Genomic DNA, 22,340 nt, shown 5'->3' on the forward strand with positions numbered 1-22,340 from the left:
TGTCGGTCGTCCGAAAGTGTCGGCTGCGGCACTCACACCACGTCACGGTATCGTGGCAATTTCAGGCCGTTGGCCAGGGCACCCTGAGCGGGCATCTTGTAGTGCCCGGCGCGGTCTTTGCCGCACCTCTATAAGGGCATTAAGGCAGCTTGCCACGCTGCTTTTGATTCATCTGCACCAAAGCGACGTGTTCGGTTCTTTCTACGACCTTCTATTGAGTCTAGAAGAGTGCGGCCGGAGGTGTCGTCCCTGAATGGTCGGGGACTATGTGCAGCGCTATCGAGAATCATGCTTGAACCACCCCCGGCCCGCTGCTGATGCACCAGTTTCCAGTGCTTGTGCCAAGCTGATGGAGTGTTAATACGCCTGCCGCTCAGGCAAACCTCAGGAAGCCCATGACATGAAGCCCACTCATGCGTCGCACGTCCGTCGAGAATTCTACAAAGCAGTCGGGTTCTACTTTCGTGTTGTCTGGCCGATCTTTTCCATACTGCTTTTTTCTATCGTGCTGTTCGGCCTCATCATCAGCTACCTGGAGGGCTGGGATCCTTTTGACGGCATCTATTTCGGCTTCGTGACCGGTTTGACCATTGGCTATGGAGAGCTCGTGCCGAAACTTGGCGTCTCGCGGGTTCTGGCGATTTTGCTGGGGTTCAACGGGGTGCTGATGACGGCGATATTTGCGGCGATCAGTGTTCGGGCGATTGAGATTGCAGTGCGGGCGGCGGGGCAGGAAGAGTCGGGTAAGCCGATGGCGTGAAGTCATGCTTGGTTGCTACTGGAAGGGGGAGCAAGTCATCGACTCCTGAAAATCCATACGCGACGACGTGGTGTTTACCAACAAACGGGAGTGTCAGATCCGGGGCAATTCAGGGAGCAGATGCGTTGATCTATCCCGCTGTAAACCGAAGCTCATTCACCCTGAGCCGAAAAATAAAAAGCCCCGAAAAACCTCGAGGCTAATCCCAAATCCCAATCACCCCACAAAACCCCTGTGGGAGCGAGCTTGCTCGCGATAGCGTCAGCCCAGCCAACGCAAAACCCTGAAGTGATCACAACCCCTTGTAGGAGCGAGCCCGTTCGCGAAAAACGCAAGGCATCCACATTCCCTGCTGAATGCCCCCAACCACCGCAACCAAACCCGCCCCCACAACATCACGCCTAACTTTTGAACCCAAAAGTTACCCCGGCGCTTCGCCCACTACCCCTCAGCCTTCGCCCCCGACCGCTTAGACGCCAGCTCATTATCCCGATCCCGATTCAGCACCTTCACCGCATCATCCACCACCGCCTTACTCATCGCCGTCAAATAATGCGCGGCCCAGGCGTGGCGGTCGGTATCTGTGGCGTAAGCAGCATCTTCGGTCAGCTTCTTGGCTAGGAATAGGAAATCAGAAGCCATGGCCAACGCATCACCGAGAGGAACGCCGCGAGTTACGTGGAACAGGGCTTGATTCGCGCAGTAGATGGCAGGTGTAAGGCCGATGGTTGTGAGTTCGGGTTGGTCGGTCATTTACCACCTCCGATGAGGGATAGGCGGTGGGGGAGGGTGCATGGTGGGGCGTTACGCGATTGGGAATTGCGTAGAGGGAAAAGCCAAATTTTGTACGGATTTGTTCTAGTCTTGGGTCAACATCCTTGATTTGAGGAGCTGCCACGGGCCTTCTCACGGGCTTGGGTGACAGCCGTGCGCGGGGTGAGAAACCGGCAATCAAGGCAACCGGTAGACCCGAAGGTCTCCCACGCACAGCCGCCATAAAGCCATATCGCAGACGAAAAAAACGCCACGACAGGTTTTTGGGCGTTTTGCGCCTTGATTGTTTCGGGCTCTCACACCCGGTCGCTGAATTGGCAGCGACGGTGGGAGGGTATCGTGGAGACCTCGTCCCTGCAACCTTCGAAATCGCTTGGTAATAATCTGGTCGATCACCGTGCAGACTTGGGTGATAAAGGCGCAGCGGCGGGCCGGGGCTAGGCACACTTCCGTCACGAAACGCATTGAAACAAAGTGGCGCCATCTGTCTGCGGGTTACATATTTGCGCTTCGGGTCGTTGCGGATTTACCTCATAATCGCGCGCTTCCACCGTCGGTAGCTCTGCTTCTCTACTAACCTGTAGTCGCTGCCACCAGACTTTTAATAGCCAAGGAGAAAGGCAATGCCAGATAACTGGAACCAGCGTCAGTCGGAGGCATCTGCCAAGGATGCTCTCGGACGCCTACTGGCCCCATCTGACTTGCCTGCGACCCTATGAGCCAAGCCGCCTTAGTCAACCCTAGCCTGCTGACCTGGTCTCGGGAGCGCGCAGGCCTCTCCACCGCGCAGGTCGCTAAAAAGCTGCCGGTAAAACCTGATCGAGTACAGGAATGGGAGTCTGGCGAGACCAAACCCACATTCCTTCAGGCTCAAAAGTGGGCGAGCCTCGCTCACATTCCGTTTGGCTTCCTGTTTCTTCAGCAGCCGCCCGTCGAACAACTGCCTTTACCTGATCTGCGGACCGTCGGTGGGATTGCGCCTCCGCGTCCCAGTCTGGAACTGTTGGACACCGTCAGGGATTCCATACGTAAGCAGGACTGGTACCTGGAGTACCTGCAACACCAGGAGCATCAGCCGCTGGCATTTGTCGGTCGTTTCAATAGCCGATCTCCAGTCGCAGAGGTGGTGGACGATATCCGCCAGACCCTCGGCGTAAACCCTGACGCTGCTCGATGGGATTACGACAAATACAGTCGTGCCTTGATCGAGGCCGCAGAAGCGGCTGGCATTTTGGTTATGCGCAGTGGCATTGCTCTAGGGAATACTCATCGAAAACTTGAAGTTAGCGAGTTTCGGGGTTTTGCCATCAGTAATGCCTACGCCCCCGCTGTATTCGTCAACAGTTCCGACGCACCTACCGCCCGGCTGTTTACCTTACTTCACGAACTGGCCCATATCTGGATTGGTAGTAGCGGGGTGTCTGATGGAAATACCGCAAGTGGTCGAGACGAGGAACGTTTCTGCAATGCAGTTGCAGGCGAGTTTCTGGCTCCCGAAGCCCAATTCCGCGCCCTGTGGAACGCCGATGTTAACTGGGAAGACAACCTGGCTCCGCTGGCCACTCGGTTTCACATCAGTAAATTGGCGATCGGTCGCCGCGCATTGGATCTTGGATATATAAACCAGGCCCAATACAGCGCTTACTATCGAATGATCCTCAAGGCCTTTCAGGATGAAAAAGGTGGAGCGGGCGACTATTACCGTAACGCCACAGCGAAAAACAGCCCTCGCTTAAGCAAGGCAGTGCTAACTGAAGCAATGAGTGGCCGGATGCTGCTACGCGAGGCGGGACATTTGCTCGGCGTGCAACCTGCCAAATTAAGGACTCTGGTCAGCAGGATCACGGAATGAATCATCTGCTCGACGCAAACACGCTGATCGAGGCCAAGAATCGTTACTACGGCATGACCATCTGTCCTGGTTTTTGGCAATGGTTGTTGCTGAAAAATGAGGCATTGGCCTTAGCCAGCATCGCCCCCGTTATGGATGAGTTAGCGAAGGGGAATGACGAACTGGCTGGTTGGGCGAAGGAAAACTCCGGGTTTTTCCACATCACCACCGTTCAAGCGACGCAACAAGCCTTCGCGCAAGTGGCAGGGCTCGTGGCAGATCAGGCACCGAGAATGAAGACAGGCGCCATGGAAGAGTTTTTAGCGGGTGCAGACCCTTGGTTAATTGCAAAGGCTATGACGACGGGAGCGACGTTAGTGACTCACGAAGTGCTGAATCGCGACGCGAAACGTAAATTCATCATCCCTAATATTTGCGAGCAGCTTAACGTTCCGTTTTTGAATACGTTTGAGTTATTGCACAGGCTTGAAGCGCGATTTGTCTTGCATGCATAGATTATTGTAAGACTTGAGCGATTTAAACTTTTCATCGGCGGCCTCATTCCGCGCTACCCGAAAAGGGGGGCGCATGAAAGAGGAGAAGGGGCCGTTTTCGTCGGGGTATGTCTGGCGAAGGGGAGCCGAGTTCCAGTGGACAAGATGAATTTTCGCATTGGATATCTTTTGAGTCAGTCTGAACTGACAAAAATCAGAACCGCGCTTTCGGATCCGTTCAACGACTCGCCGGTAGATTACGACTACATCGCAGAACAGGTAAAAGGTGTTGATCGTCAGGCGCTATACGAAATCCTCTATTCAGAAGTAGCACCTGTGTGCTTTACCAATATTGAATCGGCCGTCCCATCGGTTTGGACAGGTTTCGATCCTGACTCGCTCAACGCCGTGATTGAGGAAAGGCTTGCAGCCAGGGAAAACAATTGGTTCCGCAGGCAGTTCGATAAGCTGCTCGTTCGCTGGCTGAGTTATCACTACGGGTATATCTGGAAGGAAATTGGCAGCCGTCTCTCGCGTCTAAATTCGGACCTGAAGCCTTAACCTCATGAGCGAGCTTCGCGCCGAGCTCAGTATCAAAAGCCCCGAAAAAATCCGGGGCTGACAGCAGCTGTCAATTCACCGCAACCCTACAAGGAGCGAGCTCGCAAGCGAAAAACATCTCGCGAAAGCTTGACCGTGAACAGAGTATCTACAAAGATCATCAACAGCCTCGACCGCCGGAAAAGAGGAAGTATTTATTATTTACGCACTCGGGCCAAACGATGCCTGTCAGCTCACCACAATCCCGGTGGGAGCGAGCCTGCTCGCGAAAGCCGTCAGGCCGGTTCTCCGATGCACCACCACTGTACTGCGACGTCATCGTCAGGTTGAGTTACGTCATGCCCGTGCTCGATGAAATTCGCTGGTGTGTGCAACGCAAGAGCATGACTGATCCGCTCTGGCATGAGAGCGTTAGTCTCACCGAGAAAACCCAGATAATAGTCCCGGTCATAGAAGAGGGTGATCTCGCTCTGATGAACCCATGGCCATACCAGCAGGCAAGCGACGCGGTAGTAACCCTGTGAGTGGTCAGCAGCGTTGGACAGGTGGCTAGCGGCTTCGAGCAGTTGCTGAATGCAGAAGGCCTGAACTTCGATCCTGGCTCGAGGGCCTTGAACCAAGGCCGCGTGCACCGGGATCTTCCAATGTGTGTAGCACTCCATGTGCCCGGATCGCGGGTGAAACTCGTCGCGAAAACTGGAGGCCCAGCGTTCCAAAGCGCGAAGGCGGCGGGGAATGCCTCTGAGTGGCTTGTTGCTGAGGGCGATTTGCCGCATTGATACGTCCTTGTGATGCTGAAAAGTCTTTCATTGTGTCTGCTGGCGCAATGGAAAAGTGGACAGATTTATTTCCACATCTGCCAAAGCCGTACCCAGTACCAGTGGGTGTAAAAGGGGCGCCAAACTTGCCCTAACCCGATCATTCACTGAATATCTTTCAAGTAATCCTTAAGCGCAATGAGCGGCGCATTAAGCTGCTCCATTGTCCGTGCACTGCTGAAATCAGCTGACAACCGTTGCAGCTCTCGCCCTAACGGCGTATCAGCCCCGCCTATAGCGTCCAGCGCCAAACTTACACAGTGCGCCACTCGAAACTGAATACCCTCGACATCACCCCGGCGCACCAGCAAGCCAAATACCTCCCGCTCGTAATCGCTCATGATCGGATCATCCCGCAAAATCGGACTTTCACCTTCCCTCTCATAAGCCAGCTTGAGGGCGAAAAGGGCAACGGTTTCCAGTGGCAATTCCATTGTGTGAATCCTTGATTCGTTAGCCGAGCGATTTGGGTTATAGCGCCTCAAAAGCAAGATCAAAAAGATCGCAGCCTTCGGCGGCTCCTACGAGGTGGCGGGGCGGGCTCACTTTTCTACAGACGAAAAAAAAGGCCTTGCAAAGCAAGACCTTTCTTAATTTTGGTGCCCCGAGGGAGACTCGAACTCCCACTTCTTGCGAAAACGGATTTTGAATCCGCCGCGTCTACCAATTCCGCCATCAGGGCTCAATGGCGGCGAAGTATAGAGATGAGATAACCGTCGGTCAATCAGGTACATGGAGAATTTTTGATATTTCCGCTAGACTTCCCGGCCCTGCTAGACGAACCCCATCATGCGCGTTGCTGACTTTACCTTCGAGCTCCCTGATTCGCTGATTGCCCGCCATCCTTTGGCCGAGCGTCGCAATAGTCGCCTGTTGACCCTTGATGGGGTCAGCGGCGCCCTGGCACACCGTCAATTCACTGATTTGCTTGAGCATTTGCGCCCGGGCGATTTGATGGTGTTCAACAATACCCGGGTGATTCCGGCGCGGCTGTTTGGCCAGAAGGCGTCCGGCGGCAAGCTGGAAATCCTGGTGGAGAGGGTGCTCGACAGTCATCGCGTGCTGGCCCATGTGCGGTCCAGCAAGTCGCCGAAGCCGGGATCGAAGATCCTGATCGACGGCGGTGGCGAGGCCGAAATGCTGGCGCGTCACGATGCGTTATTCGAGTTGGGGTTTGCCGAAGAGGTGTTGCCGCTGCTCGATCGCGTCGGGCACATGCCGTTGCCTCCTTATATAGACCGCCCGGATGAAGGCTCGGACCGCGAGCGTTATCAGACGGTGTACGCCGAGCGCCTGGGCGCGGTGGCGGCGCCGACGGCGGGGCTGCATTTCGATCAGCCGCTGATGGAGGCGATTGCCGCCAAGGGCGTCGGGACTGCGTTCGTGACCTTGCACGTCGGCGCTGGCACCTTCCAACCGGTGCGCGTCGAGAAGATCGAAGACCACCACATGCACAGTGAATGGCTGGAAGTCGGCCAGGACGTGGTGGATGCAGTCGAAGCCTGTCGCGCTCGCGGTGGTCGGGTGATCGCTGTGGGGACCACCAGCGTGCGTTCCCTGGAAAGTGCCGCGCGCGATGGCGTGCTCAAGCCGTTCAGTGGCGACACCGACATCTTTATCTACCCGGGCCGGCCGTTCCATGTGGTCGATGCCCTGGTCACCAACTTTCATTTGCCCGAATCCACGCTGTTGATGCTGGTTTCGGCGTTCGCCGGTTATCCCGAAGCCATGGCCGCTTATAAAGCCGCCGTGGAGCATGAATACCGCTTTTTCAGCTACGGTGATGCGATGTTTATCACCCGTAACCCCGCGCCACGTGGCCCTGAGGAAACAGAATGAGTCGCCAAAGTCGTATGTCGTTTGAGTTGCTTGCTACTGACGGCAAGGCTCGTCGTGGTCGTTTGACCTTTCCGCGCGGTACCGTCGAGACCCCGGCCTTCATGCCGGTGGGCACGTACGGCACGGTCAAGGGCATGCTGCCGCGGGATATCACTGCCACTGGCGCGGAAATCATTCTGGGTAACACCTTCCACTTGTGGCTGCGTCCTGGCACTGAAGTGATCAAGAAGCACGGCGACCTGCACGATTTCATGCAGTGGAAAGGCCCGATTCTTACAGACTCCGGCGGTTTTCAGGTGTTCAGCCTGGGCGCGATGCGCAAGATCAAGGAAGAGGGCGTGACCTTCGCCTCGCCGGTTGATGGCGCCAAAGTGTTCATGGGCCCGGAAGAGTCGATGCAGGTCCAGCGCGATCTGGGCTCGGACATCGTGATGATTTTCGACGAATGCACGCCGTACCCGGCTGACGAAGACGTCGCTCGCGTATCGATGGAGTTGTCGTTGCGTTGGGCCAAGCGTTCTAAAGAAGCCCATGGCGACAACACGGCGGCGCTGTTCGGCATTGTTCAGGGCGGCATGCACCAGGATCTGCGCATGCGCTCCCTGGAAGGTCTCGACAATATCGGCTTTGATGGCCTGGCCATCGGTGGTCTGTCGGTGGGCGAGCCGAAACACGAGATGATCAAGGTGCTCGACTACCTGCCAGGTCAGATGCCGGCTGACAAACCTCGTTACCTTATGGGCGTTGGCAAACCGGAAGATCTGGTTGAGGGTGTGCGCCGCGGTGTGGACATGTTCGATTGCGTGATGCCAACCCGTAATGCCCGCAATGGGCATCTGTTCATTGATACAGGCGTGCTGAAGATCCGTAACGCGTTCCATCGCCATGATGATTCGCCGCTGGATCCGACCTGCGATTGCTACACCTGCCAGAACTTCTCCCGTGCTTATCTGCACCATCTGGACAAGTGCGGCGAAATGCTGGGTAGCATGTTGAATACAATCCACAATTTGCGCCATTACCAGGTGCTTATGGCTGGTTTGCGCGAGGCTATTCAACAGGGTACATTGGCCGCCTTTGTCGATGCCTTCTACGCCAAACGCGGGCTTGCTGTTCCGCCTTTGGACTGAGTTTCCTGACCCCAAGATTCAACATTTGCAACTGGAGTGCTAAATGAGCTTTTTTATCTCTAATGCCATGGCTGACGCTGCTGCACCTGCGGCAGGCCCAATGGGTGGTGGTTTTGAGTGGATTTTCCTGGTCGGTTTCCTGGTCATCTTCTACCTGATGATCTGGCGTCCACAGGCCAAGCGCGCCAAAGAGCAGAAGACCCTGCTGGGCAGCCTGCAGAAAGGCGACGAAGTGGTGACCACCGGTGGTATCGCCGGCAAGATCACTAAAGTGGCTGACGATTTCGTTGTTCTGGAAGTTTCCGACACCATCGAAATGAAGTTTCAGAAAGGCGCCATCGCGGCCACGCTGCCCAAAGGCACGCTAAAAGCGATCTAAGTTTCAACTTCTACTCAATCGACGGGGCGCGCAAGGCGCCCCGCGTCATAAGCGGGCGGCGTGATGCTGAACAAATACCCTCTGTGGAAATACATTCTGATCCTGGCGGTGCTGGCGGTCGGTCTGGTTTATTCCGCTCCCAATCTATATCCTGATGACCCGGCTATTCAGGTCGGCGGTGCAAGCACTGCGCTGCAAGTGACTCAGGCTGATCTGGATCGTGTGGGCACAGCGCTCAAGGAATCCGGGATCAACGTCAAGGCTGCCACCCTGGCAGCGAACGGCAAGGGCGGTCTGATTCGTCTGACCAAGGCTGAAGACCAGCTGCCTGCCAAAGACGTCGTGCGCAAGGCATTGGGTGATGACTACGTCGTTGCACTGAACCTGGCACAAACCACCCCGCAATGGCTGCGCAGCTTTGGCGCGCACCCGATGAAGCTGGGTCTGGACTTGTCCGGTGGTGTGCACTTCCTGCTCGAAGTGGACATGGACAAAGCCCTCGACGCGCGCTTGAAAGTCTACGAAGGCGACGTCAAGAGCCTGTTGCGTAGAGAGAAACTGCGCTATCGCAGCCTGCCACAACTCGATGGTGCCATTCAGCTGGGTTTCAGTGATGAAGCGTCCCGCGAACAGGCCCGAGCACTGATCCGCAAGAACTTCAGCGATTTCGACATTGTTCCGGCCGACCTCAATGGTCAGGCGGTGCTGCGTCTGGCGATGACCCCGGCCAAGCTGGCGGAAATCCGCGAATACTCCATCAAGCAGAACTTGACCACGGTACGTAACCGCGTCAACGAGCTGGGTGTTGCCGAACCAATCGTTCAGCGTCAGGGCGCCAACCGCATCGTGGTTGAGCTGCCGGGCGTGCAAGACACCGCCGAAGCCAAGCGTATCCTCGGCAAGACGGCCAACCTTGAGTTCCGTCTGGCCGCTGAGCCTGGTGCATCGAAAGCCACTTCTGAAAGCTTCGAATTCCGTGAAGGCAATCGTCCGCCAGCGCAAATCGAGCGCGGCTTGATCATCACTGGTGACCAGGTCACCGATGCCAAGGCTGGCTTCGGCGAGCAAGGCACGCCTGAAGTGAACATCCGTCTGGATGGCCATGGTGGCGAGCTGATGAGTCGTGCGACCCGCAGCAACGTCGGTCGCAGCATGGCGGTGATCTTCATCGAGCAACGCCCGGTCACCACTTACGTCAAGAAAATGGTTAACGGCGTCGAGAAAGACGTGCCGGTTCAAACCTTCAAGGAAGAGAAGAAGATCATCAGCCTGGCGACCATCCAGTCGCCGCTGGGTGCTCAATTCCGTATCACTGGCCTGAACGGCCAGGGCGAGTCGTCCGAACTGGCGCTGCTGCTGCGCGCCGGTGGTCTGGCTGCACCGATGTACTTCGCTGAAGAGCGCACCATTGGCCCAAGCCTGGGTGCCGACAACATCGTCAAGGGTGTCGATGCATCGCTGTGGGGCATGCTGTTTGTCTCGCTGTTTATCATCGCCATCTACCGCTTCTTCGGCATCATTGCCACCGTCGCGCTGACCGTGAACATGGTGATGCTGCTGGCCCTGATGTCGCTGCTGGGTGCAACGCTGACCCTGCCGGGTATCGCCGGTATCGTGTTGACCATGGGTATGGCGGTCGACGCCAACGTTCTGATCTTCTCGCGGATACGCGAAGAGATCGCGGCGGGCATGACCGTACAGCGGGCAATCAACGAAGGCTTCGGCCGGGCATTCACCGCGATTCTCGACGCCAACCTGACCACTCTGTTGGTCGGCGGGATTCTCTTTGCGATGGGCACAGGCCCGGTCAAAGGCTTCGCAGTGACCATGTCCCTCGGGATCTTTACCTCGATGTTCACGGCCATCATGGTGACCCGCGCGATGGTCAACCTGATCTTCGGCGGTCGTGACTTCAAGAAGTTGTGGATTTAAGGGGCTGCCATGTTACGTACAATCAACTTCATGGGCGTTCGCAACGTTGCGTTCGGCGTCACATTGTTCCTTACTGTGCTGGCATTGTTCAGTGTTGCCACCAAGGGCATGAACTGGGGGCTGGACTTTACTGGCGGTACGCTCATCGAGCTGACCTACGAACGTCCGGCCGATGTCACCAAGGTGCGAGAGCAGCTGGCCACTTCGGGTTATCACGAGGCGATCGTGCAGAGCTTTGGTGCGACTACCGATCTGCTGGTGCGCATGCCGGGTGAAGATCCGCAGCTGGGCCATCAAGTGGCGGAAGCGCTGCAGAAGGTCGGTGGCGACAACCCGGCCGTGGTCAAGCGCGTCGAGTTCGTTGGCCCCCAGGTGGGTGAAGAGCTGCGCGACCAGGGCGGCCTCGGCATGCTGATGGCGCTCGGCGGTATTCTGATCTACCTGGCTTTCCGCTTTCAGTGGAAGTTTGCGATCGGTGCCATTGTCTCGCTGATCCACGACGTGATCGTGACCATCGGTATCCTGTCGTTCTTCCAGATCACCTTCGACCTGACGGTGCTGGCGGCGGTGCTGGCGATCATCGGTTACTCGCTCAACGACACCATCGTGGTATTCGACCGGGTTCGTGAGAACTTCCGGGTCCTGCGCAAGGCCAGCCTGATCGAGAACATCAACATCTCGACCACGCAAACCTTGCTGCGGACCATGGCGACTTCTATCTCCACCTTGCTGGCGATCGCGGCCCTGTTGTTCTTCGGTGGCGACAATCTGTTCGGCTTCTCCATCGCGCTGTTCATCGGTGTTCTGGCGGGTACTTACTCGTCGATCTACATCGCCAACGTCGTGCTGATCTGGCTGAACCTGAGCACCGAGGATCTGATTCCTGCAGTGGCTACCGATAAGGAAGTCGACGACCGCCCATAACGGCTATCGCCTTCCAGTTGTCTGCCAAAAAAGGCGCGAGTTGAACTCGCGCCTTTTTTTATGCTCCAAGGCTGGGAGAAGCGCGGGCGTGTCCCGCATGTGATGGTCAGGAGGTTCATGTGAACAAGTCGTTGCTGGTTGGTGCGGTATTGGGTGCTGTCGGTGTGACTGCCGGGGGTGCTGTTGCCACCTACAGCCTGGTTAAAAGCGGCCCTGAGTATGCGCAAGTTCTAGCCGTTGAACCGGTCAAGACACAAATCAAGACGCCACGTGAAGTGTGCAAGGACGTTGCAGTAACCCGGCAGGCGCCGGTGAAAGATCAACATCAGATCGCCGGTACGGTGGTGGGTGCGCTGGCGGGTGGCCTATTGGGCAACCAGATCGGCGGCGGTACAGGTAAGAAGATCGCCACAGTGGCCGGTGCGGTCGGCGGCGGTTATGCGGGCAACAAGGTGCAGGAGGGCATGCAGGAGCGTGACACCTACACCACGACTCAAACTCGCTGTAACACGGTGAATGACATCAGCGACAAGGTTGTAGGCTACGACGTTCGTTATTCGCTCGACGGCAAGGAAGGCAAGGTGCGGATGGATCGCGATCCGGGCAACCAGATTCCGGTCGACAAGGAAGGTAAGTTGGTTCTGTCGCAGAATGAGCCGGCTCAATAAATAGCTGAGTTTCAGATTCAAAAAGAAGCACCCGGTTGGGTGCTTTTTTTGGCGTGGATTTTATGATTTCCGCCAATCCCTTGTGGGAGCGAGCTTGCTCGCGATGATGGACTCGCATTCAACATTGATGGTGGCGGATAAATAGCTATCGTCGGATCGCCGCCCGGAGCAAGCTCGCTCCCACATTGGTTTTGTGGTGTCCGCGGGTCAAATTCCAGGCATAAAAAAAGCACCCTGAAGGGTGCTTTTTTGTGGCCGGGCGCTTAGCGCTTAAGCGAAGCCGGCAGGTGCGGCTGGATGGCCGTCAATACTGCTTTGAAGCACTTGGTGTTGCCGGCAACGACGTGGCCTTTCTCAAGGAAATCGTGACCGCCGGTGAAGTCGCTCACCAGACCGCCTGCTTCCTGGATCAGCAGTGCGCCTGCAGCCATGTCCCACTCGGACAGGCCCGATTCCCAGAAGGCGTCGAAACGGCCAGCAGCCACATAGGCCAGGTCCAGGCTCGCCGAGCCAGCGCGGCGGATGCCGGCAGTCTGGCCAACCAGGGCGCGGAACATGCCCAGGTAGTTCTCGAGGTTGTCCATCTGGTCATCGCGGAACGGGAAGCCGGTACCCAACAGAGCGCCGTCCAGGCTGGTGCGGCCGCTGACGCGCAGACGACGACCGTTCAGTTGAGCGCCACGGCCACGGCTGGCGGTGAATTCTTCCTGGCGAACCGGGTCCAGAACAACAGCGTGTTCCAGGCGACCGCGGTATTTGCAGGCGATGCTGACAGCGAAGTGAGGAATGCCGCGCAGGAAGTTGGTGGTGCCGTCCAGTGGGTCAATGATCCAAAGGTATTCTTCGCCTTCGCCGCTACCCGGGTGCATGCCGGTTTCTTCGCCGAGAATGCCGTGGGTAGGGTAGGCCTTGCGCAGCGCGTCGATGATTTTCTGTTCGGCAGCGCGATCCACCTCGGATACGTAATCCTTGGCGTCTTTTTCGTCGACCTTGATGGTATCCAGGCGCTCGATGGAGCGGAAGATCAATTCACTGGCGCTGCGGGCGGCGCGCAGCGCGATATTCAGCATGGGCTGCATGGATGTGTCACCTAAGGTTGTTAAAGAAAGCCGGGCATTCTATCAGAAAGTTTCTACAGGTGAAGGTCAGTGTTCGCTTTCATAGCTTAACGGTAGGTTGAGCTGTAAGATTCTGCTCCCCATTAACGTGTTCGAGAGCGCCTCCCTTGCTGCATAACATTCGTGTCGTCCTGGTCAATACCAGCCATCCCGGCAACATCGGCGGGGCTGCGCGTGCCATGAAGAACATGGGCCTGTCGCGGCTGGTGCTGGTCGAACCGCGGTTGTTCCCGCACCACGAGGCTGATGCTCGTGCCTCCGGCGCGGGGGACATCCTTGAAAACGCGCAAGTCGTCGCCACCTTGGAGGATGCCTTGGTCGGCTGCAATCTGGTGCTCGGCACCAGCGCTCGCGACCGGCGCATCCCCTGGCCGTTGCTCGATCCCCGCGAGTGCGGCGTGAAAGTGGTCGAGGAAGCCGGGCAGGGCGCCGAGATTGCCTTGGTGTTTGGTCGTGAAGATTCCGGCCTGACCAATGAAGAGCTGCAGCGATGTCATTATCACGTGCACATCCCATCAGACCCTGAGTTCAGTTCGCTGAACCTTGGGGCAGCGGTGCAGGTGTTGAGCTATGAAGTACGGATGTCCTGGCTCGCGGCCCAAGGTCAGCCGAGTAAGGTCGAGAAGGATGAAGTGGCGTCCACCAAAAGTGGTGAGCTGGCGACCATGGATGAACTGGAGCGATTCTATGAGCACCTGGAGCAAACCCTGGTGGCCATCGAGTTCCTCGATCCGGAAAAACCACGGCACTTGATGGCGCGCCTGCGCCGGTTGTACGGACGTAGCTCGGTCAGCCGGGCGGAAATGAATATATTGCGTGGCATCCTCACGGAAACCCAGAAAGCGGCCCGTGGCGAGCTTCTTAAGCGGAAGGATTAAAAATGTTCGAGCGTTTGCGTGAAGATATCCAGAGTGTTTTCCATCGTGATCCGGCAGCGCGCAACGCCTTTGAAGTTCTGACGTGCTACCCGGGCATGCACGCCATCTGGATCCACCGCCTGTCGTCGGCCCTGTGGGGGATGGGCTGGAAGTGGCTGGCGCGACTGGTGTCGAACTTCGGTCGCTGGTTGACCGGGATTGAAATCCATCCGGGCGCCAAGGTCGGTCGTCGATTCTTTATCGACCATGGCATGGGCATCGTCATCGGTGAAACCGCTGAGATCGGCAATGACGTCACCCTTTATCAGGGCGTGACGCTTGGCGGCACCAGTTGGAACAAGGGCAAGCGTCACCCGACTCTGGAAGATGGCGTAGTGGTAGGGGCGGGCGCCAAGGTGCTTGGCCCGTTCACGGTCGGCGCCGGGGCCAAGGTTGGTTCCAATGCCGTGGTGACCAAGGCTGTGCCGGCCGGGGCGACAGTGGTCGGTATTCCGGGGCGGATCATCGTCAAATCCGATGAAGAGCAGGACGCCAAGCGCAAGGCCATGGCCGAGAAGATCGGTTTCGATGCCTACGGTGTTGGCGAAGACATGCCGGACCCGGTGGCGCGAGCCATCAATCAGTTGCTCGATCATTTGCAGGCGGTTGATGGCCGTCTGGAGGGTATGTGCGGTGCGTTGAAGGACCTGGGCAGCAACTATTGCGCCAAGGATCTGCCTGAGTTGCGCGAAGAAGACTTCGCCTGCGTGAAGGATAAAGATGAAAGCAAGGCCAGCTAAATCCGGGCTGGCCCTTTCTCGAGCAATTGCTGGCTGTACGCCGCCAGCCTTTGCTATGATGCGCCCGCTCTTTTGCGGGTAATCCTGACTAAAGTACTAGGTCTTATAGTTGACTTAAATACTCGGGAATTGCATACTCGCCCCATTCTGAACTCCGTGGTAATTGTCCATGCGACTGACTACAAAAGGCCGATACGCCGTGACTGCCATGCTTGACCTGGCGTTGCACGCGCAGCACGGGCCGGTGTCCCTGGCCGATATCTCCGAGCGCCAAGGCATCTCCCTGTCCTACCTCGAACAGCTCTTCGCCAAATTGCGCCGCAGCAATCTGGTGTCCAGCGTCCGTGGTCCAGGCGGCGGCTATCAGCTGTCCCGCGACATGCAGGGCATCCAGGTCGCCCAGGTGATCGATGCGGTGAACGAATCGGTCGATGCAACCAAATGCCAGGGCCAGGGTGATTGCCATCAAGGCGACACCTGTCTGACCCACCACTTGTGGTGCGATCTGAGCCTGCAGATTCACGAATTTCTGAGCGGTATCAGCTTGGCTGACCTTGTCACTCGCCGTGAGGTACAAGAAGTAGCCCAGCGTCAGGATCAGCGTCGTTGCAACAGCAAGACGCCACGCCTGGACAAGATTGAAGCGTCCGCCGTCGAATGACAGCCAAAGAGCTAGCGGCACGCCAGCCAGCCTGATTTAGGAGATAGTCCATGAAATTGCCGATTTACCTTGATTACTCTGCGACCACCCCGGTTGATCCGCGTGTAGCGCAAAAAATGAGTGAATGCCTGCTGGTCGACGGAAACTTCGGTAACCCGGCGTCCCGTTCTCACGTGTTCGGCTGGAAAGCTGAAGAGTCCGTCGAAAACGCTCGTCGTCAGGTCGCTGACCTGGTCAACGCCGACCCGCGTGAAATCGTCTGGACCTCCGGTGCCACCGAATCCGACAACCTGGCAATCAAGGGTGCGGCGCATTTCTATGCCACCAAAGGCAAACACCTGATCACCACCAAGATTGAGCACAAGGCTGTCCTCGACACCATGCGCCAACTGGAGCGTGAAGGCTTCGAAGTGACCTACCTCGAGCCGCGCACTGATGGTCTGGTTACGCCAGAGATGATCGAAGCCGCCCTGCGCGACGACACCATCCTGGTCTCGGTCATGCACGTGAACAACGAAATCGGCACCATCAACGACATCGAGGCCATCGGCGAACTGACCCGTTCCAAGGGTATTCTGTTCCACGTCGACGCCGCTCAGTCCACTGGCAAGGTCGAGATCGACCTGTCGAAGCTGAAAGTCGACATGATGTCGTTCTCTGCCCACAAAACCTACGGCCCTAAAGGCATCGGCGCACTGTACGTGAGCCGCAAGCCGCGTGTTCGCATCGAAGCGACCATGCACGGCGGCGGTCACGAGCGTGGCATGCGTTCCGGTACCCTGGCGACCCACCAGATCGTCGGCATGGGTGAAGCTTTCCGCGTAGCCAAAGAAGATATGGCTGCCGAGAACCTCCGCATCAAGGCCCTGAGCGACCGTTTCTTCAAGCAGGTCGAAGACCTCGAAGAGCTGTACATCAACGGCAGCATGACCGCTCGCGTTCCGCACAACCTGAACCTGAGCTTCAACTACGTTGAAGGCGAGTCGCTGATCATGGCGCTCAAGGATCTGGCGGTTTCGTCCGGTTCGGCCTGCACCTCGGCATCGCTTGAGCCCTCGTATGTTCTGCGCGCCCTGGGCCGCAACGACGAACTGGCCCATAGCTCGATTCGCTTCACCTTCGGCCGTTTCACCACCGAAGAAGAAATCGATTACGCCGCGCAGAAAGTCTGCGAGGCCGTTACCAAGCTGCGCACTCTGTCGCCGCTGTGGGACATGTACAAAGACGGTGTCGACATTTCGAAAATCGAGTGGGCGGCACACTGATTTCAAGTCGCCGCAAACCAGCCCTGCAGGATTTCGGTTCGCAGGGCTTAAGAGCGACTCTCTGATGAGTGAGGATTAAGAATCATGGCTTACAGCGAAAAGGTCATTGACCACTACGAGAACCCGCGAAACGTCGGCAAGATGGACGCGGAAGACCCTGATGTCGGCACCGGCATGGTTGGTGCTCCGGCGTGCGGTGACGTGATGCGTCTGCAGATCAAGGTTAACGAGCAAGGCATCATCGAAGACGCCAAGTTCAAGACCTACGGTTGCGGTTCGGCTATCGCCTCCAGCTCCCTGGCGACCGAGTGGATGAAAGGCAAGACTCTGGATGAAGCAGAGACCATCAAGAACACTCAGCTGGCCGAAGAACTGGCTTTGCCGCCAGTAAAAATTCACTGCTCTGTACTTGCTGAAGACGCTATCAAAGCGGCCGTTCGCGACTACAAGCAGAAGAAAGGCTTGATCTGACTTTCAAGATTTGGCGACGAGTAAGGAGTCACCGATGGCTATCAGCATGACAGAAGCGGCTGCTCAACACGTGCGACGCTCCCTCAACGGGCGCGGCAAAGGTGAAGGGATTCGTCTGGGTGTTCGCACCACGGGCTGTTCCGGCCTTGCCTACGTGCTGGAGTTTGTCGACGAGGTAGTTGCAGAGGATCAGGTGTTCGAAAGTCACGGCGAGAAAGTGATCATCGACCCGAAAAGCCTGGCCTACCTGGACGGCACCGAACTCGATTTCGTCAAGGAAGGGTTGAACGAAGGCTTCAAGTTCAACAACCCCAACGTACGCGGTGAATGTGGCTGCGGCGAAAGCTTCAATATCTGAGGCTACTCGTGGGTACTCCTTGTCATTTCGCTTTATTTGAGCTGCAACCGAGCTTCGAACTGGATCTCGACCAGCTGGCTACGCGCTACCGCGAGTTGGCGCGCAGCGTTCATCCGGACCGCTTTGCAGACGCTTCCGAGCGAGAGCAGCGGCTGGCGCTAGAGCAATCCGCGAGCCTCAACGAGGCCTACCAGACGCTCAAAAATCCTCCCAAGCGCGCGCGATATCTGCTCGCTTTGGGTGGTCACGAGCTGCCGCTGGAGGTCACGGTGCATGATCCGGAATTTCTTCTGCAGCAAATGGAGCTGCGTGAAGAGCTCGAAGACCTGCAAGACAGCGCCGACCTGGCGGGTGTTGCAGTGTTCAAGCGTCGCCTGAAGACGGCTCAGGATGAACTGAACGAAAGCTTCGCAGCCTGTTGGAATAATGCAGCGCAACGTGAACAGGCCGAACGCCTGATGCGACGCATGCAGTTCCTCGACAAGCTCACCTACGAAGTGCGCCAGTTAGAAGAGCGCCTCGACGATTAACCCAGTGCCGCTCCGGTCGCACGCCTGATATACAGATAAGTCCTGATAACGATGGCCCTACTGCAGATCGCCGAACCCGGCCAAAGTCCTCAACCGCACCAGCGTCGTCTGGCTGTGGGGATCGACTTGGGCACTACCAATTCGCTGGTCGCTGCATTGCGCAGTGGTCTTTCCGAACCTCTGGCTGACGCTGACGGGCAGGTCATCCTGCCGTCTGCCGTGCGCTACCACGCCGATCGTGTCGAGGTCGGCGAGGCGGCCAAACTGGCTGCCGCCACCGATCCTTTGAACACCGTGCTGTCGGTCAAGCGCTTGATGGGTCGTGGTCTGTCCGACGTCAAGCAATTGGGCGATCAACTGCCGTACCGCTTTGTCGGTGGCGAATCGCACATGCCGTTCATCGACACTATTCAGGGCCCGAAAAGCCCCGTCGAAGTCTCCGCCGATATCCTCAAGGTGCTGCGTCAGCGCGCCGAGGCCACGTTGGGTGGCGAATTGGTTGGCGCGGTGATCACGGTTCCAGCCTATTTCGATGACGCTCAGCGTCAAGCCACCAAGGATGCGGCCAAGCTGGCCGGTCTGAACGTGCTGCGGTTGCTCAATGAGCCGACTGCTGCCGCTGTGGCTTACGGTCTGGACCAGCATGCCGAAGGCCTGGTTGCTATTTATGACCTGGGTGGTGGCACCTTCGATATTTCGATTCTGCGCCTGACCGGCGGTGTGTTTGAGGTTTTGGCTACCGGCGGCGACAGCGCTCTGGGCGGCGATGACTTCGACCACGCTATTGCTGGCTGGATCATCGAGAGCGCCGGTCTGTCCGCCGACCTCGATCCGGGTGCGCAACGCAATCTGCTGCAAACCGCTTGTGCGGCCAAAGAAGCCCTGACCAATGCCTCGACCGTTGAAGTCGCTTATGGCGACTGGAAAGCCGAGCTGACCCGTGAAGCCTTCAATGCGCTGATCGAGCCGATGGTTGCGCGCAGCCTGAAAGCCTGCCGCCGCGCTGTGCGTGATTCCGGTATCGAACTGGAAGAAGTGCACGCGGTGGTCATGGTCGGCGGTTCGACACGCGTGCCTCGCGTCCGCGAAGCCGTCGCTGAAGCCTTCGGTCGCGAACCGTTGACCGAAATTGATCCGGATCAAGTGGTGGCCATTGGTGCCGCGATCCAGGCCGATACCCTGGCTGGCAACAAGCGCGATGGCGATGAACTGCTGTTGCTTGACGTGATTCCGTTGTCCCTGGGGTTGGAAACCATGGGCGGCCTGATGGAGAAGGTGATTCCACGCAATACCACCATCCCCGTCGCCCGCGCCCAGGACTTCACGACTTACAAAGATGGCCAGTCGGCCATGGCGATCCATGTGTTGCAGGGCGAGCGGGAGCTGATCAGCGACTGCCGCTCCCTGGCACGCTTCGAATTGCGCGGTATTCCGGCGATGGTGGCGGGTGCGGCGAAGATTCGCGTGACGTTCCAGGTCGATGCCGACGGTCTGCTCAGTGTCTCCGCTCGCGAGCTGGGTTCGGGCGTCGAGGCCAGCATCCAGGTCAAGCCGTCCTACGGCCTGACCGACGGCGAAATCGCCAAAATGCTCAAGGATTCGTTCCAGCACGCCAGCGACGACAAAGTTGCCCGTGTTCTGCGTGAGCAGCAAGTCGATGCCCAGCGCCTGATCGAGGCGGTGCAAGGCGCCCTCGATGTCGACGGCGAACGCCTGCTCGACGCTGAAGAGCGCATGGTTATCGAGTTGCAGATGCAGGAACTGACCGAACTGATGAAAGGTACCGATGGTTACGCCATCGAGCAGCAGACCAAGCGTCTGTCGCAAGTGACCGATGCCTTTGCTGCCCGCCGCCTGGACTCGACGGTGAAAGCCGCGCTGGCGGGGCGCAACCTGAATGAGATTGAGGAATAACGATGCCGCAGGTCATTTTTCTGCCACACGATAAGTTTTGCCCGGACGGCATGGTTGTGGAAGCTGAACCCGGTATATCCATCCTCGAGCTGGCTCATGAGCACCATATCGAGATGGAGAGTGCCTGCGGCGGCGTTTGCGCCTGCACCACCTGCCACTGCATCATTCGCGAAGGTTTTGACTCGCTGGAAGAGGCGGACGAGCTGGAAGAAGACTTTCTTGATCGGGCCTGGGGTCTGGAGGCGCAATCGCGTCTAGGCTGTCAGGCGGTCGTCGGGACTGAAGACCTGACTGTCGAAATTCCGAAATACTCGCTCAACCATGCGGCCGAAGCGGCGCACTGATTCAAGGAACTGACATGAGTCTGAAATGGGTTGATGTGCTGGAAATCGCGATCCAGCTGGCTGAATCCAAGCCGGATACGGACCCGCGTTACGTGAACTTCGTCGATTTGCACAAATGGGTGCTGGCATTGCCGGAGTTCAGCGATGATCCGACCCGCGGTGGCGAGAAGGTGCTTGAAGCCATTCAGGCCGCCTGGATCGAAGAAGCAGACTGAGTCTGCGCCGTACGCAGTTAGGCAATACCAAAGAACCCGCGTATAATTCGCGGGTTTAATTTTTCACAAATTACCGTTTCTGGAGTTACACCATGGCTGTTCAACGTACTTTCTCCATCATCAAGCCTGACGCTGTTGCAAAAAACGTTATCGGCGAGATCACCACTCGTTTCGAAAAAGCTGGCCTGCGCGTTGTAGCTTCGAAACTGAAGCAACTGTCCAAAGCCGAAGCTGAAGGCTTCTACGCTGAGCACAGCGCTCGTGGTTTCTTCGGCGATCTGGTTGCTTTCATGATCTCCGGTCCGGTTGTTGTTCAGGTTCTGGAAGGCGAAAACGCTATCGCTCTGAACCGTGAGCTGATGGGCGCTACCAACCCTAAAGAAGCTGCTGCCGGCACCATCCGTGCTGACTTCGCTGATTCCATCGATGCCAACGCTGTGCACGGTTCGGACTCCGAAGCCGCTGCTGCTCGCGAAATCTCGTACTTCTTCGCAGCTACTGAAGTAACCACTCGCTAAGCATTGGCTTAAGAGTGAAGGTGAATCCATGACTACATCGACTGTAAAAACCAACCTGCTGGGTCTGACTCAGCTGGAAATGGAAAAATTCTTCGACTCAATCGGGGAGAAGCGTTTCCGTGCCGGTCAGGTAATGAAATGGATTCACCACCTTGGCGTCGATGATTTCGACGCCATGACGAACGTCAGCAAAGCCTTGCGCGACAAGCTCAAGGCCATTGCTGAAGTCCGCGGCCCCGAAGTGGTCAGCGAGGACATTTCCACCGACGGCACCCGTAAATGGGTGGTGCGCGTGGCGTCCGGTAGCTGCGTCGAGACCGTGTACATCCCCCAGGGCAAACGTGGCACTTTGTGCGTTTCGTCCCAGGCAGGCTGTGCCCTGGATTGCAGTTTCTGCTCCACCGGCAAGCAAGGATTCAACAGCAACCTCACTGCCGCCGAAGTCATCGGCCAGGTGTGGATTGCCAATAAATCGTTCGGCAGCATCCCGGCGACCGCCGACCGTGCCATCACCAACGTGGTGATGATGGGCATGGGTGAGCCGCTGCTGAACTTCGACAACGTCGTGGCCGCCATGCATCTGATGATGGATGACCTGGGCTACGGGATCTCCAAGCGCCGCGTAACCCTGTCTACATCGGGTGTGGTGCCGATGATCGATGAGCTGTCCAAACACATCGACGTCTCCCTGGCGTTGTCGCTGCACGCACCGAACGACGCATTGCGTAACCAATTGGTACCGATCAACAAGAAGTATCCGCTTAAGATGCTGCTTGAGTCGTGCCAGCGCTACATGTCGTCCCTGGGCGAGAAGCGCGTGTTGACCATTGAGTACACGTTGCTCAAGGACATCAACGACAAGGTTGAGCACGCGGTCGAAATGATCGAGTTGCTCAAGAACGTTCCGTGCAAGATCAATCTGATTCCGTTCAACCCATTCCCGCATTCCGGTTATGAGCGCCCGAGCAACAACGCGATTCGTCGTTTTCAGGATCAGCTTCACCATGCCGGCTTCAATGTCACCGTACGCACCACCCGCGGTGAAGACATCGATGCCGCGTGTGGCCAATTGGTAGGGCAGGTGCTGGATCGCACCCGTCGCAGCGAACGTTATATCGCCGTGCGCGAGTTAAGCGCCGAAAACGATATCGCGCAGAACGCTGCGAACAATAATTAAGA

At 57.3% G+C, this 22,340-nt stretch carries 26 protein-coding genes and 1 tRNA gene; 22 read left to right on the plus strand and 5 right to left on the minus strand.

Features of this window, described 5'->3' with window-relative positions; all coding sequences use genetic code 11:
• The first annotated feature begins 400 nt into the window (after window positions 1-400).
• Window positions 401-760 (plus strand): potassium channel family protein, encoded by a 360-nt coding sequence (locus ACYZT7_RS06380; RefSeq protein WP_462040374.1) that lies wholly within the window; start codon window positions 401-403, stop codon window positions 758-760.
• A 441-nt stretch (window positions 761-1,201) separates the two neighbouring features.
• Here ACYZT7_RS06380 and ACYZT7_RS06385 read toward each other — a convergent pair whose 3' ends face one another.
• On the minus strand, window positions 1,202-1,513 hold the full coding sequence (locus tag ACYZT7_RS06385) for a DUF3077 domain-containing protein (protein WP_462040375.1): 312 nt from the start codon (window positions 1,511-1,513) through the stop codon (window positions 1,202-1,204).
• 736 nt (window positions 1,514-2,249) lie between these two features.
• Between ACYZT7_RS06385 and ACYZT7_RS06390 the strand changes: the two genes are divergently transcribed.
• From ACYZT7_RS06390 to ACYZT7_RS06400, 3 genes are all read left to right on the plus strand, one after another.
• Window positions 2,250-3,386 carry an ImmA/IrrE family metallo-endopeptidase gene (locus ACYZT7_RS06390; protein ID WP_462040376.1) on the plus strand — a complete coding sequence of 379 codons (1,137 nt, stop codon included), beginning with the start codon at window positions 2,250-2,252 and terminating at the stop codon, window positions 3,384-3,386.
• Window positions 3,383-3,880, plus strand: a complete 498-nt coding sequence (locus ACYZT7_RS06395) for a DUF4411 family protein (protein ID WP_462040377.1) — start codon at window positions 3,383-3,385, stop codon at window positions 3,878-3,880. The genes ACYZT7_RS06390 and ACYZT7_RS06395 overlap by 4 nt, the downstream gene beginning before the upstream one ends.
• A gap of 144 nt (window positions 3,881-4,024) precedes the next feature.
• Window positions 4,025-4,420, plus strand: coding sequence for a DUF7079 family protein (locus ACYZT7_RS06400; RefSeq protein WP_462041752.1), 396 nt, complete (start codon window positions 4,025-4,027; stop codon window positions 4,418-4,420).
• A gap of 275 nt (window positions 4,421-4,695) precedes the next feature.
• On the opposite strand, the gene ACYZT7_RS06405 is transcribed toward ACYZT7_RS06400, so the two are convergent.
• The 3 genes from ACYZT7_RS06405 to ACYZT7_RS06415 all read right to left on the minus strand — a co-directional run bounded on the left by ACYZT7_RS06405 (window position 4,696) and on the right by ACYZT7_RS06415 (window position 5,920).
• Window positions 4,696-5,196, minus strand: coding sequence for a DUF3916 domain-containing protein (locus ACYZT7_RS06405; protein ID WP_462040378.1), 501 nt, complete (start codon window positions 5,194-5,196; stop codon window positions 4,696-4,698).
• 146 nt (window positions 5,197-5,342) lie between these two features.
• Entirely contained in the window at window positions 5,343-5,672 is a 330-nt protein-coding gene (locus tag ACYZT7_RS06410) for a hypothetical protein (RefSeq protein ID WP_462040379.1), read from the minus strand.
• Window positions 5,673-5,835: 163 nt separating this feature from the next.
• Window positions 5,836-5,920 (minus strand) — tRNA-Leu (locus tag ACYZT7_RS06415).
• Between the two features lie 107 nt (window positions 5,921-6,027).
• Here ACYZT7_RS06415 and queA point away from each other — a divergent pair.
• The 6 genes from queA (at window position 6,028) to ACYZT7_RS06445 (ending at window position 12,110) form a co-directional block, all read left to right on the plus strand.
• A complete protein-coding gene (gene queA / locus ACYZT7_RS06420; RefSeq protein WP_462040380.1) occupies window positions 6,028-7,077 on the plus strand; it encodes a tRNA preQ1(34) S-adenosylmethionine ribosyltransferase-isomerase QueA in 1,050 nt (349 codons plus the stop codon).
• A 14-nt stretch (window positions 7,078-7,091) separates the two neighbouring features.
• Window positions 7,092-8,207 (plus strand): tRNA guanosine(34) transglycosylase Tgt, encoded by a 1,116-nt coding sequence (gene tgt, locus ACYZT7_RS06425; protein ID WP_462041753.1) that lies wholly within the window; start codon window positions 7,092-7,094, stop codon window positions 8,205-8,207.
• 43 nt (window positions 8,208-8,250) lie between these two features.
• Complete coding sequence (gene yajC, locus ACYZT7_RS06430; protein WP_462040381.1) at window positions 8,251-8,586, plus strand: preprotein translocase subunit YajC; 336 nt, start codon at window positions 8,251-8,253, stop codon at window positions 8,584-8,586.
• 63 nt (window positions 8,587-8,649) lie between these two features.
• Window positions 8,650-10,518, plus strand: a complete 1,869-nt coding sequence (secD, locus tag ACYZT7_RS06435) for a protein translocase subunit SecD (RefSeq protein WP_462040382.1) — start codon at window positions 8,650-8,652, stop codon at window positions 10,516-10,518.
• 9 nt (window positions 10,519-10,527) lie between these two features.
• Entirely contained in the window at window positions 10,528-11,442 is a 915-nt protein-coding gene (gene secF / locus ACYZT7_RS06440; RefSeq protein WP_462040383.1) for a protein translocase subunit SecF, read from the plus strand.
• A gap of 119 nt (window positions 11,443-11,561) precedes the next feature.
• Complete coding sequence (locus ACYZT7_RS06445; RefSeq protein ID WP_282375251.1) at window positions 11,562-12,110, plus strand: glycine zipper 2TM domain-containing protein; 549 nt, start codon at window positions 11,562-11,564, stop codon at window positions 12,108-12,110.
• A gap of 263 nt (window positions 12,111-12,373) precedes the next feature.
• Here the strand turns inward: ACYZT7_RS06445 and suhB are convergent, their stop codons facing one another.
• Window positions 12,374-13,189 carry a type III secretion system regulator SuhB gene (gene suhB, locus ACYZT7_RS06450; RefSeq protein ID WP_282375252.1) on the minus strand — a complete coding sequence of 272 codons (816 nt, stop codon included), beginning with the start codon at window positions 13,187-13,189 and terminating at the stop codon, window positions 12,374-12,376.
• Between the two features lie 146 nt (window positions 13,190-13,335).
• On the opposite strand from suhB, the gene trmJ reads away from it, so the two are divergent.
• The 12 genes from trmJ to rlmN all read left to right on the plus strand — a co-directional run bounded on the left by trmJ (window position 13,336) and on the right by rlmN (window position 22,338).
• Window positions 13,336-14,106, plus strand: coding sequence for a tRNA (cytosine(32)/uridine(32)-2'-O)-methyltransferase TrmJ (gene trmJ / locus ACYZT7_RS06455; protein WP_461977264.1), 771 nt, complete (start codon window positions 13,336-13,338; stop codon window positions 14,104-14,106).
• Between the two features lie 2 nt (window positions 14,107-14,108).
• The gene (gene cysE, locus ACYZT7_RS06460; protein WP_046054696.1) at window positions 14,109-14,885 is read left to right on the plus strand and encodes a serine O-acetyltransferase; all 777 of its coding nucleotides are present in this window, start codon (window positions 14,109-14,111) and stop codon (window positions 14,883-14,885) included.
• 169 nt (window positions 14,886-15,054) lie between these two features.
• Entirely contained in the window at window positions 15,055-15,546 is a 492-nt protein-coding gene (iscR, locus tag ACYZT7_RS06465) for a Fe-S cluster assembly transcriptional regulator IscR (RefSeq protein ID WP_008042436.1), read from the plus strand.
• 50 nt (window positions 15,547-15,596) lie between these two features.
• On the plus strand, window positions 15,597-16,811 hold the full coding sequence (locus tag ACYZT7_RS06470; RefSeq protein ID WP_449644198.1) for an IscS subfamily cysteine desulfurase: 1,215 nt from the start codon (window positions 15,597-15,599) through the stop codon (window positions 16,809-16,811).
• Between the two features lie 84 nt (window positions 16,812-16,895).
• The gene (iscU, locus tag ACYZT7_RS06475; protein WP_003443374.1) at window positions 16,896-17,282 is read left to right on the plus strand and encodes a Fe-S cluster assembly scaffold IscU; all 387 of its coding nucleotides are present in this window, start codon (window positions 16,896-16,898) and stop codon (window positions 17,280-17,282) included.
• A gap of 34 nt (window positions 17,283-17,316) precedes the next feature.
• Window positions 17,317-17,640, plus strand: coding sequence for an iron-sulfur cluster assembly protein IscA (gene iscA, locus ACYZT7_RS06480; protein WP_007903589.1), 324 nt, complete (start codon window positions 17,317-17,319; stop codon window positions 17,638-17,640).
• An 8-nt stretch (window positions 17,641-17,648) separates the two neighbouring features.
• On the plus strand, window positions 17,649-18,170 hold the full coding sequence (gene hscB, locus ACYZT7_RS06485) for a co-chaperone HscB (RefSeq protein WP_461977268.1): 522 nt from the start codon (window positions 17,649-17,651) through the stop codon (window positions 18,168-18,170).
• A gap of 51 nt (window positions 18,171-18,221) precedes the next feature.
• Window positions 18,222-20,084, plus strand: coding sequence for a Fe-S protein assembly chaperone HscA (gene hscA, locus ACYZT7_RS06490; protein WP_462040384.1), 1,863 nt, complete (start codon window positions 18,222-18,224; stop codon window positions 20,082-20,084).
• A 2-nt stretch (window positions 20,085-20,086) separates the two neighbouring features.
• Window positions 20,087-20,428 carry an ISC system 2Fe-2S type ferredoxin gene (fdx, locus tag ACYZT7_RS06495; RefSeq protein WP_462040385.1) on the plus strand — a complete coding sequence of 114 codons (342 nt, stop codon included), beginning with the start codon at window positions 20,087-20,089 and terminating at the stop codon, window positions 20,426-20,428.
• A 14-nt stretch (window positions 20,429-20,442) separates the two neighbouring features.
• Window positions 20,443-20,643, plus strand: coding sequence for a Fe-S cluster assembly protein IscX (gene iscX, locus ACYZT7_RS06500; RefSeq protein ID WP_282375258.1), 201 nt, complete (start codon window positions 20,443-20,445; stop codon window positions 20,641-20,643).
• A gap of 92 nt (window positions 20,644-20,735) precedes the next feature.
• Window positions 20,736-21,161: a nucleoside-diphosphate kinase gene (ndk, locus tag ACYZT7_RS06505; RefSeq protein WP_007916882.1), complete on the plus strand. Its 426-nt coding sequence runs from the start codon at window positions 20,736-20,738 to the stop codon at window positions 21,159-21,161.
• A gap of 28 nt (window positions 21,162-21,189) precedes the next feature.
• Window positions 21,190-22,338 (plus strand): dual-specificity RNA methyltransferase RlmN, encoded by a 1,149-nt coding sequence (gene rlmN, locus ACYZT7_RS06510; protein ID WP_449644201.1) that lies wholly within the window; start codon window positions 21,190-21,192, stop codon window positions 22,336-22,338.
• Window positions 22,339-22,340 lie beyond the last annotated feature (2 nt).

This window comes from Pseudomonas sp. RT4P38, assembly GCF_054897765.1.

What these genes read in the sequence shown, in the direction of transcription:
- ACYZT7_RS06385 (WP_462040375.1), bottom strand. Translation starts at nt 1,513, where the DNA reads ATGACCGACCAACCCGAACTCACAACCATCGGCCTTACACCTGCCATC.
- fdx (WP_462040385.1), top strand. Translation starts at nt 20,087, where the DNA reads ATGCCGCAGGTCATTTTTCTGCCACACGATAAGTTTTGCCCGGACGGC.
- ACYZT7_RS06380 (WP_462040374.1), top strand. Translation starts at nt 401, where the DNA reads ATGAAGCCCACTCATGCGTCGCACGTCCGTCGAGAATTCTACAAAGCA.
- secD (WP_462040382.1), top strand. Translation starts at nt 8,650, where the DNA reads ATGCTGAACAAATACCCTCTGTGGAAATACATTCTGATCCTGGCGGTG.
- secF (WP_462040383.1), top strand. Translation starts at nt 10,528, where the DNA reads ATGTTACGTACAATCAACTTCATGGGCGTTCGCAACGTTGCGTTCGGC.
- iscR (WP_008042436.1), top strand. Translation starts at nt 15,055, where the DNA reads ATGCGACTGACTACAAAAGGCCGATACGCCGTGACTGCCATGCTTGAC.
- ACYZT7_RS06400 (WP_462041752.1), top strand. Translation starts at nt 4,025, where the DNA reads ATGAATTTTCGCATTGGATATCTTTTGAGTCAGTCTGAACTGACAAAA.
- ACYZT7_RS06405 (WP_462040378.1), bottom strand. Translation starts at nt 5,196, where the DNA reads ATGCGGCAAATCGCCCTCAGCAACAAGCCACTCAGAGGCATTCCCCGC.
- ACYZT7_RS06390 (WP_462040376.1), top strand. Translation starts at nt 2,250, where the DNA reads ATGAGCCAAGCCGCCTTAGTCAACCCTAGCCTGCTGACCTGGTCTCGG.
- ACYZT7_RS06395 (WP_462040377.1), top strand. Translation starts at nt 3,383, where the DNA reads ATGAATCATCTGCTCGACGCAAACACGCTGATCGAGGCCAAGAATCGT.
- iscA (WP_007903589.1), top strand. Translation starts at nt 17,317, where the DNA reads ATGGCTATCAGCATGACAGAAGCGGCTGCTCAACACGTGCGACGCTCC.
- suhB (WP_282375252.1), bottom strand. Translation starts at nt 13,189, where the DNA reads ATGCAGCCCATGCTGAATATCGCGCTGCGCGCCGCCCGCAGCGCCAGT.
- ACYZT7_RS06470 (WP_449644198.1), top strand. Translation starts at nt 15,597, where the DNA reads ATGAAATTGCCGATTTACCTTGATTACTCTGCGACCACCCCGGTTGAT.
- cysE (WP_046054696.1), top strand. Translation starts at nt 14,109, where the DNA reads ATGTTCGAGCGTTTGCGTGAAGATATCCAGAGTGTTTTCCATCGTGAT.
- hscA (WP_462040384.1), top strand. Translation starts at nt 18,222, where the DNA reads ATGGCCCTACTGCAGATCGCCGAACCCGGCCAAAGTCCTCAACCGCAC.
- iscX (WP_282375258.1), top strand. Translation starts at nt 20,443, where the DNA reads ATGAGTCTGAAATGGGTTGATGTGCTGGAAATCGCGATCCAGCTGGCT.
- queA (WP_462040380.1), top strand. Translation starts at nt 6,028, where the DNA reads ATGCGCGTTGCTGACTTTACCTTCGAGCTCCCTGATTCGCTGATTGCC.
- ndk (WP_007916882.1), top strand. Translation starts at nt 20,736, where the DNA reads ATGGCTGTTCAACGTACTTTCTCCATCATCAAGCCTGACGCTGTTGCA.
- tgt (WP_462041753.1), top strand. Translation starts at nt 7,092, where the DNA reads ATGTCGTTTGAGTTGCTTGCTACTGACGGCAAGGCTCGTCGTGGTCGT.
- ACYZT7_RS06410 (WP_462040379.1), bottom strand. Translation starts at nt 5,672, where the DNA reads ATGGAATTGCCACTGGAAACCGTTGCCCTTTTCGCCCTCAAGCTGGCT.
- yajC (WP_462040381.1), top strand. Translation starts at nt 8,251, where the DNA reads ATGAGCTTTTTTATCTCTAATGCCATGGCTGACGCTGCTGCACCTGCG.
- rlmN (WP_449644201.1), top strand. Translation starts at nt 21,190, where the DNA reads ATGACTACATCGACTGTAAAAACCAACCTGCTGGGTCTGACTCAGCTG.
- iscU (WP_003443374.1), top strand. Translation starts at nt 16,896, where the DNA reads ATGGCTTACAGCGAAAAGGTCATTGACCACTACGAGAACCCGCGAAAC.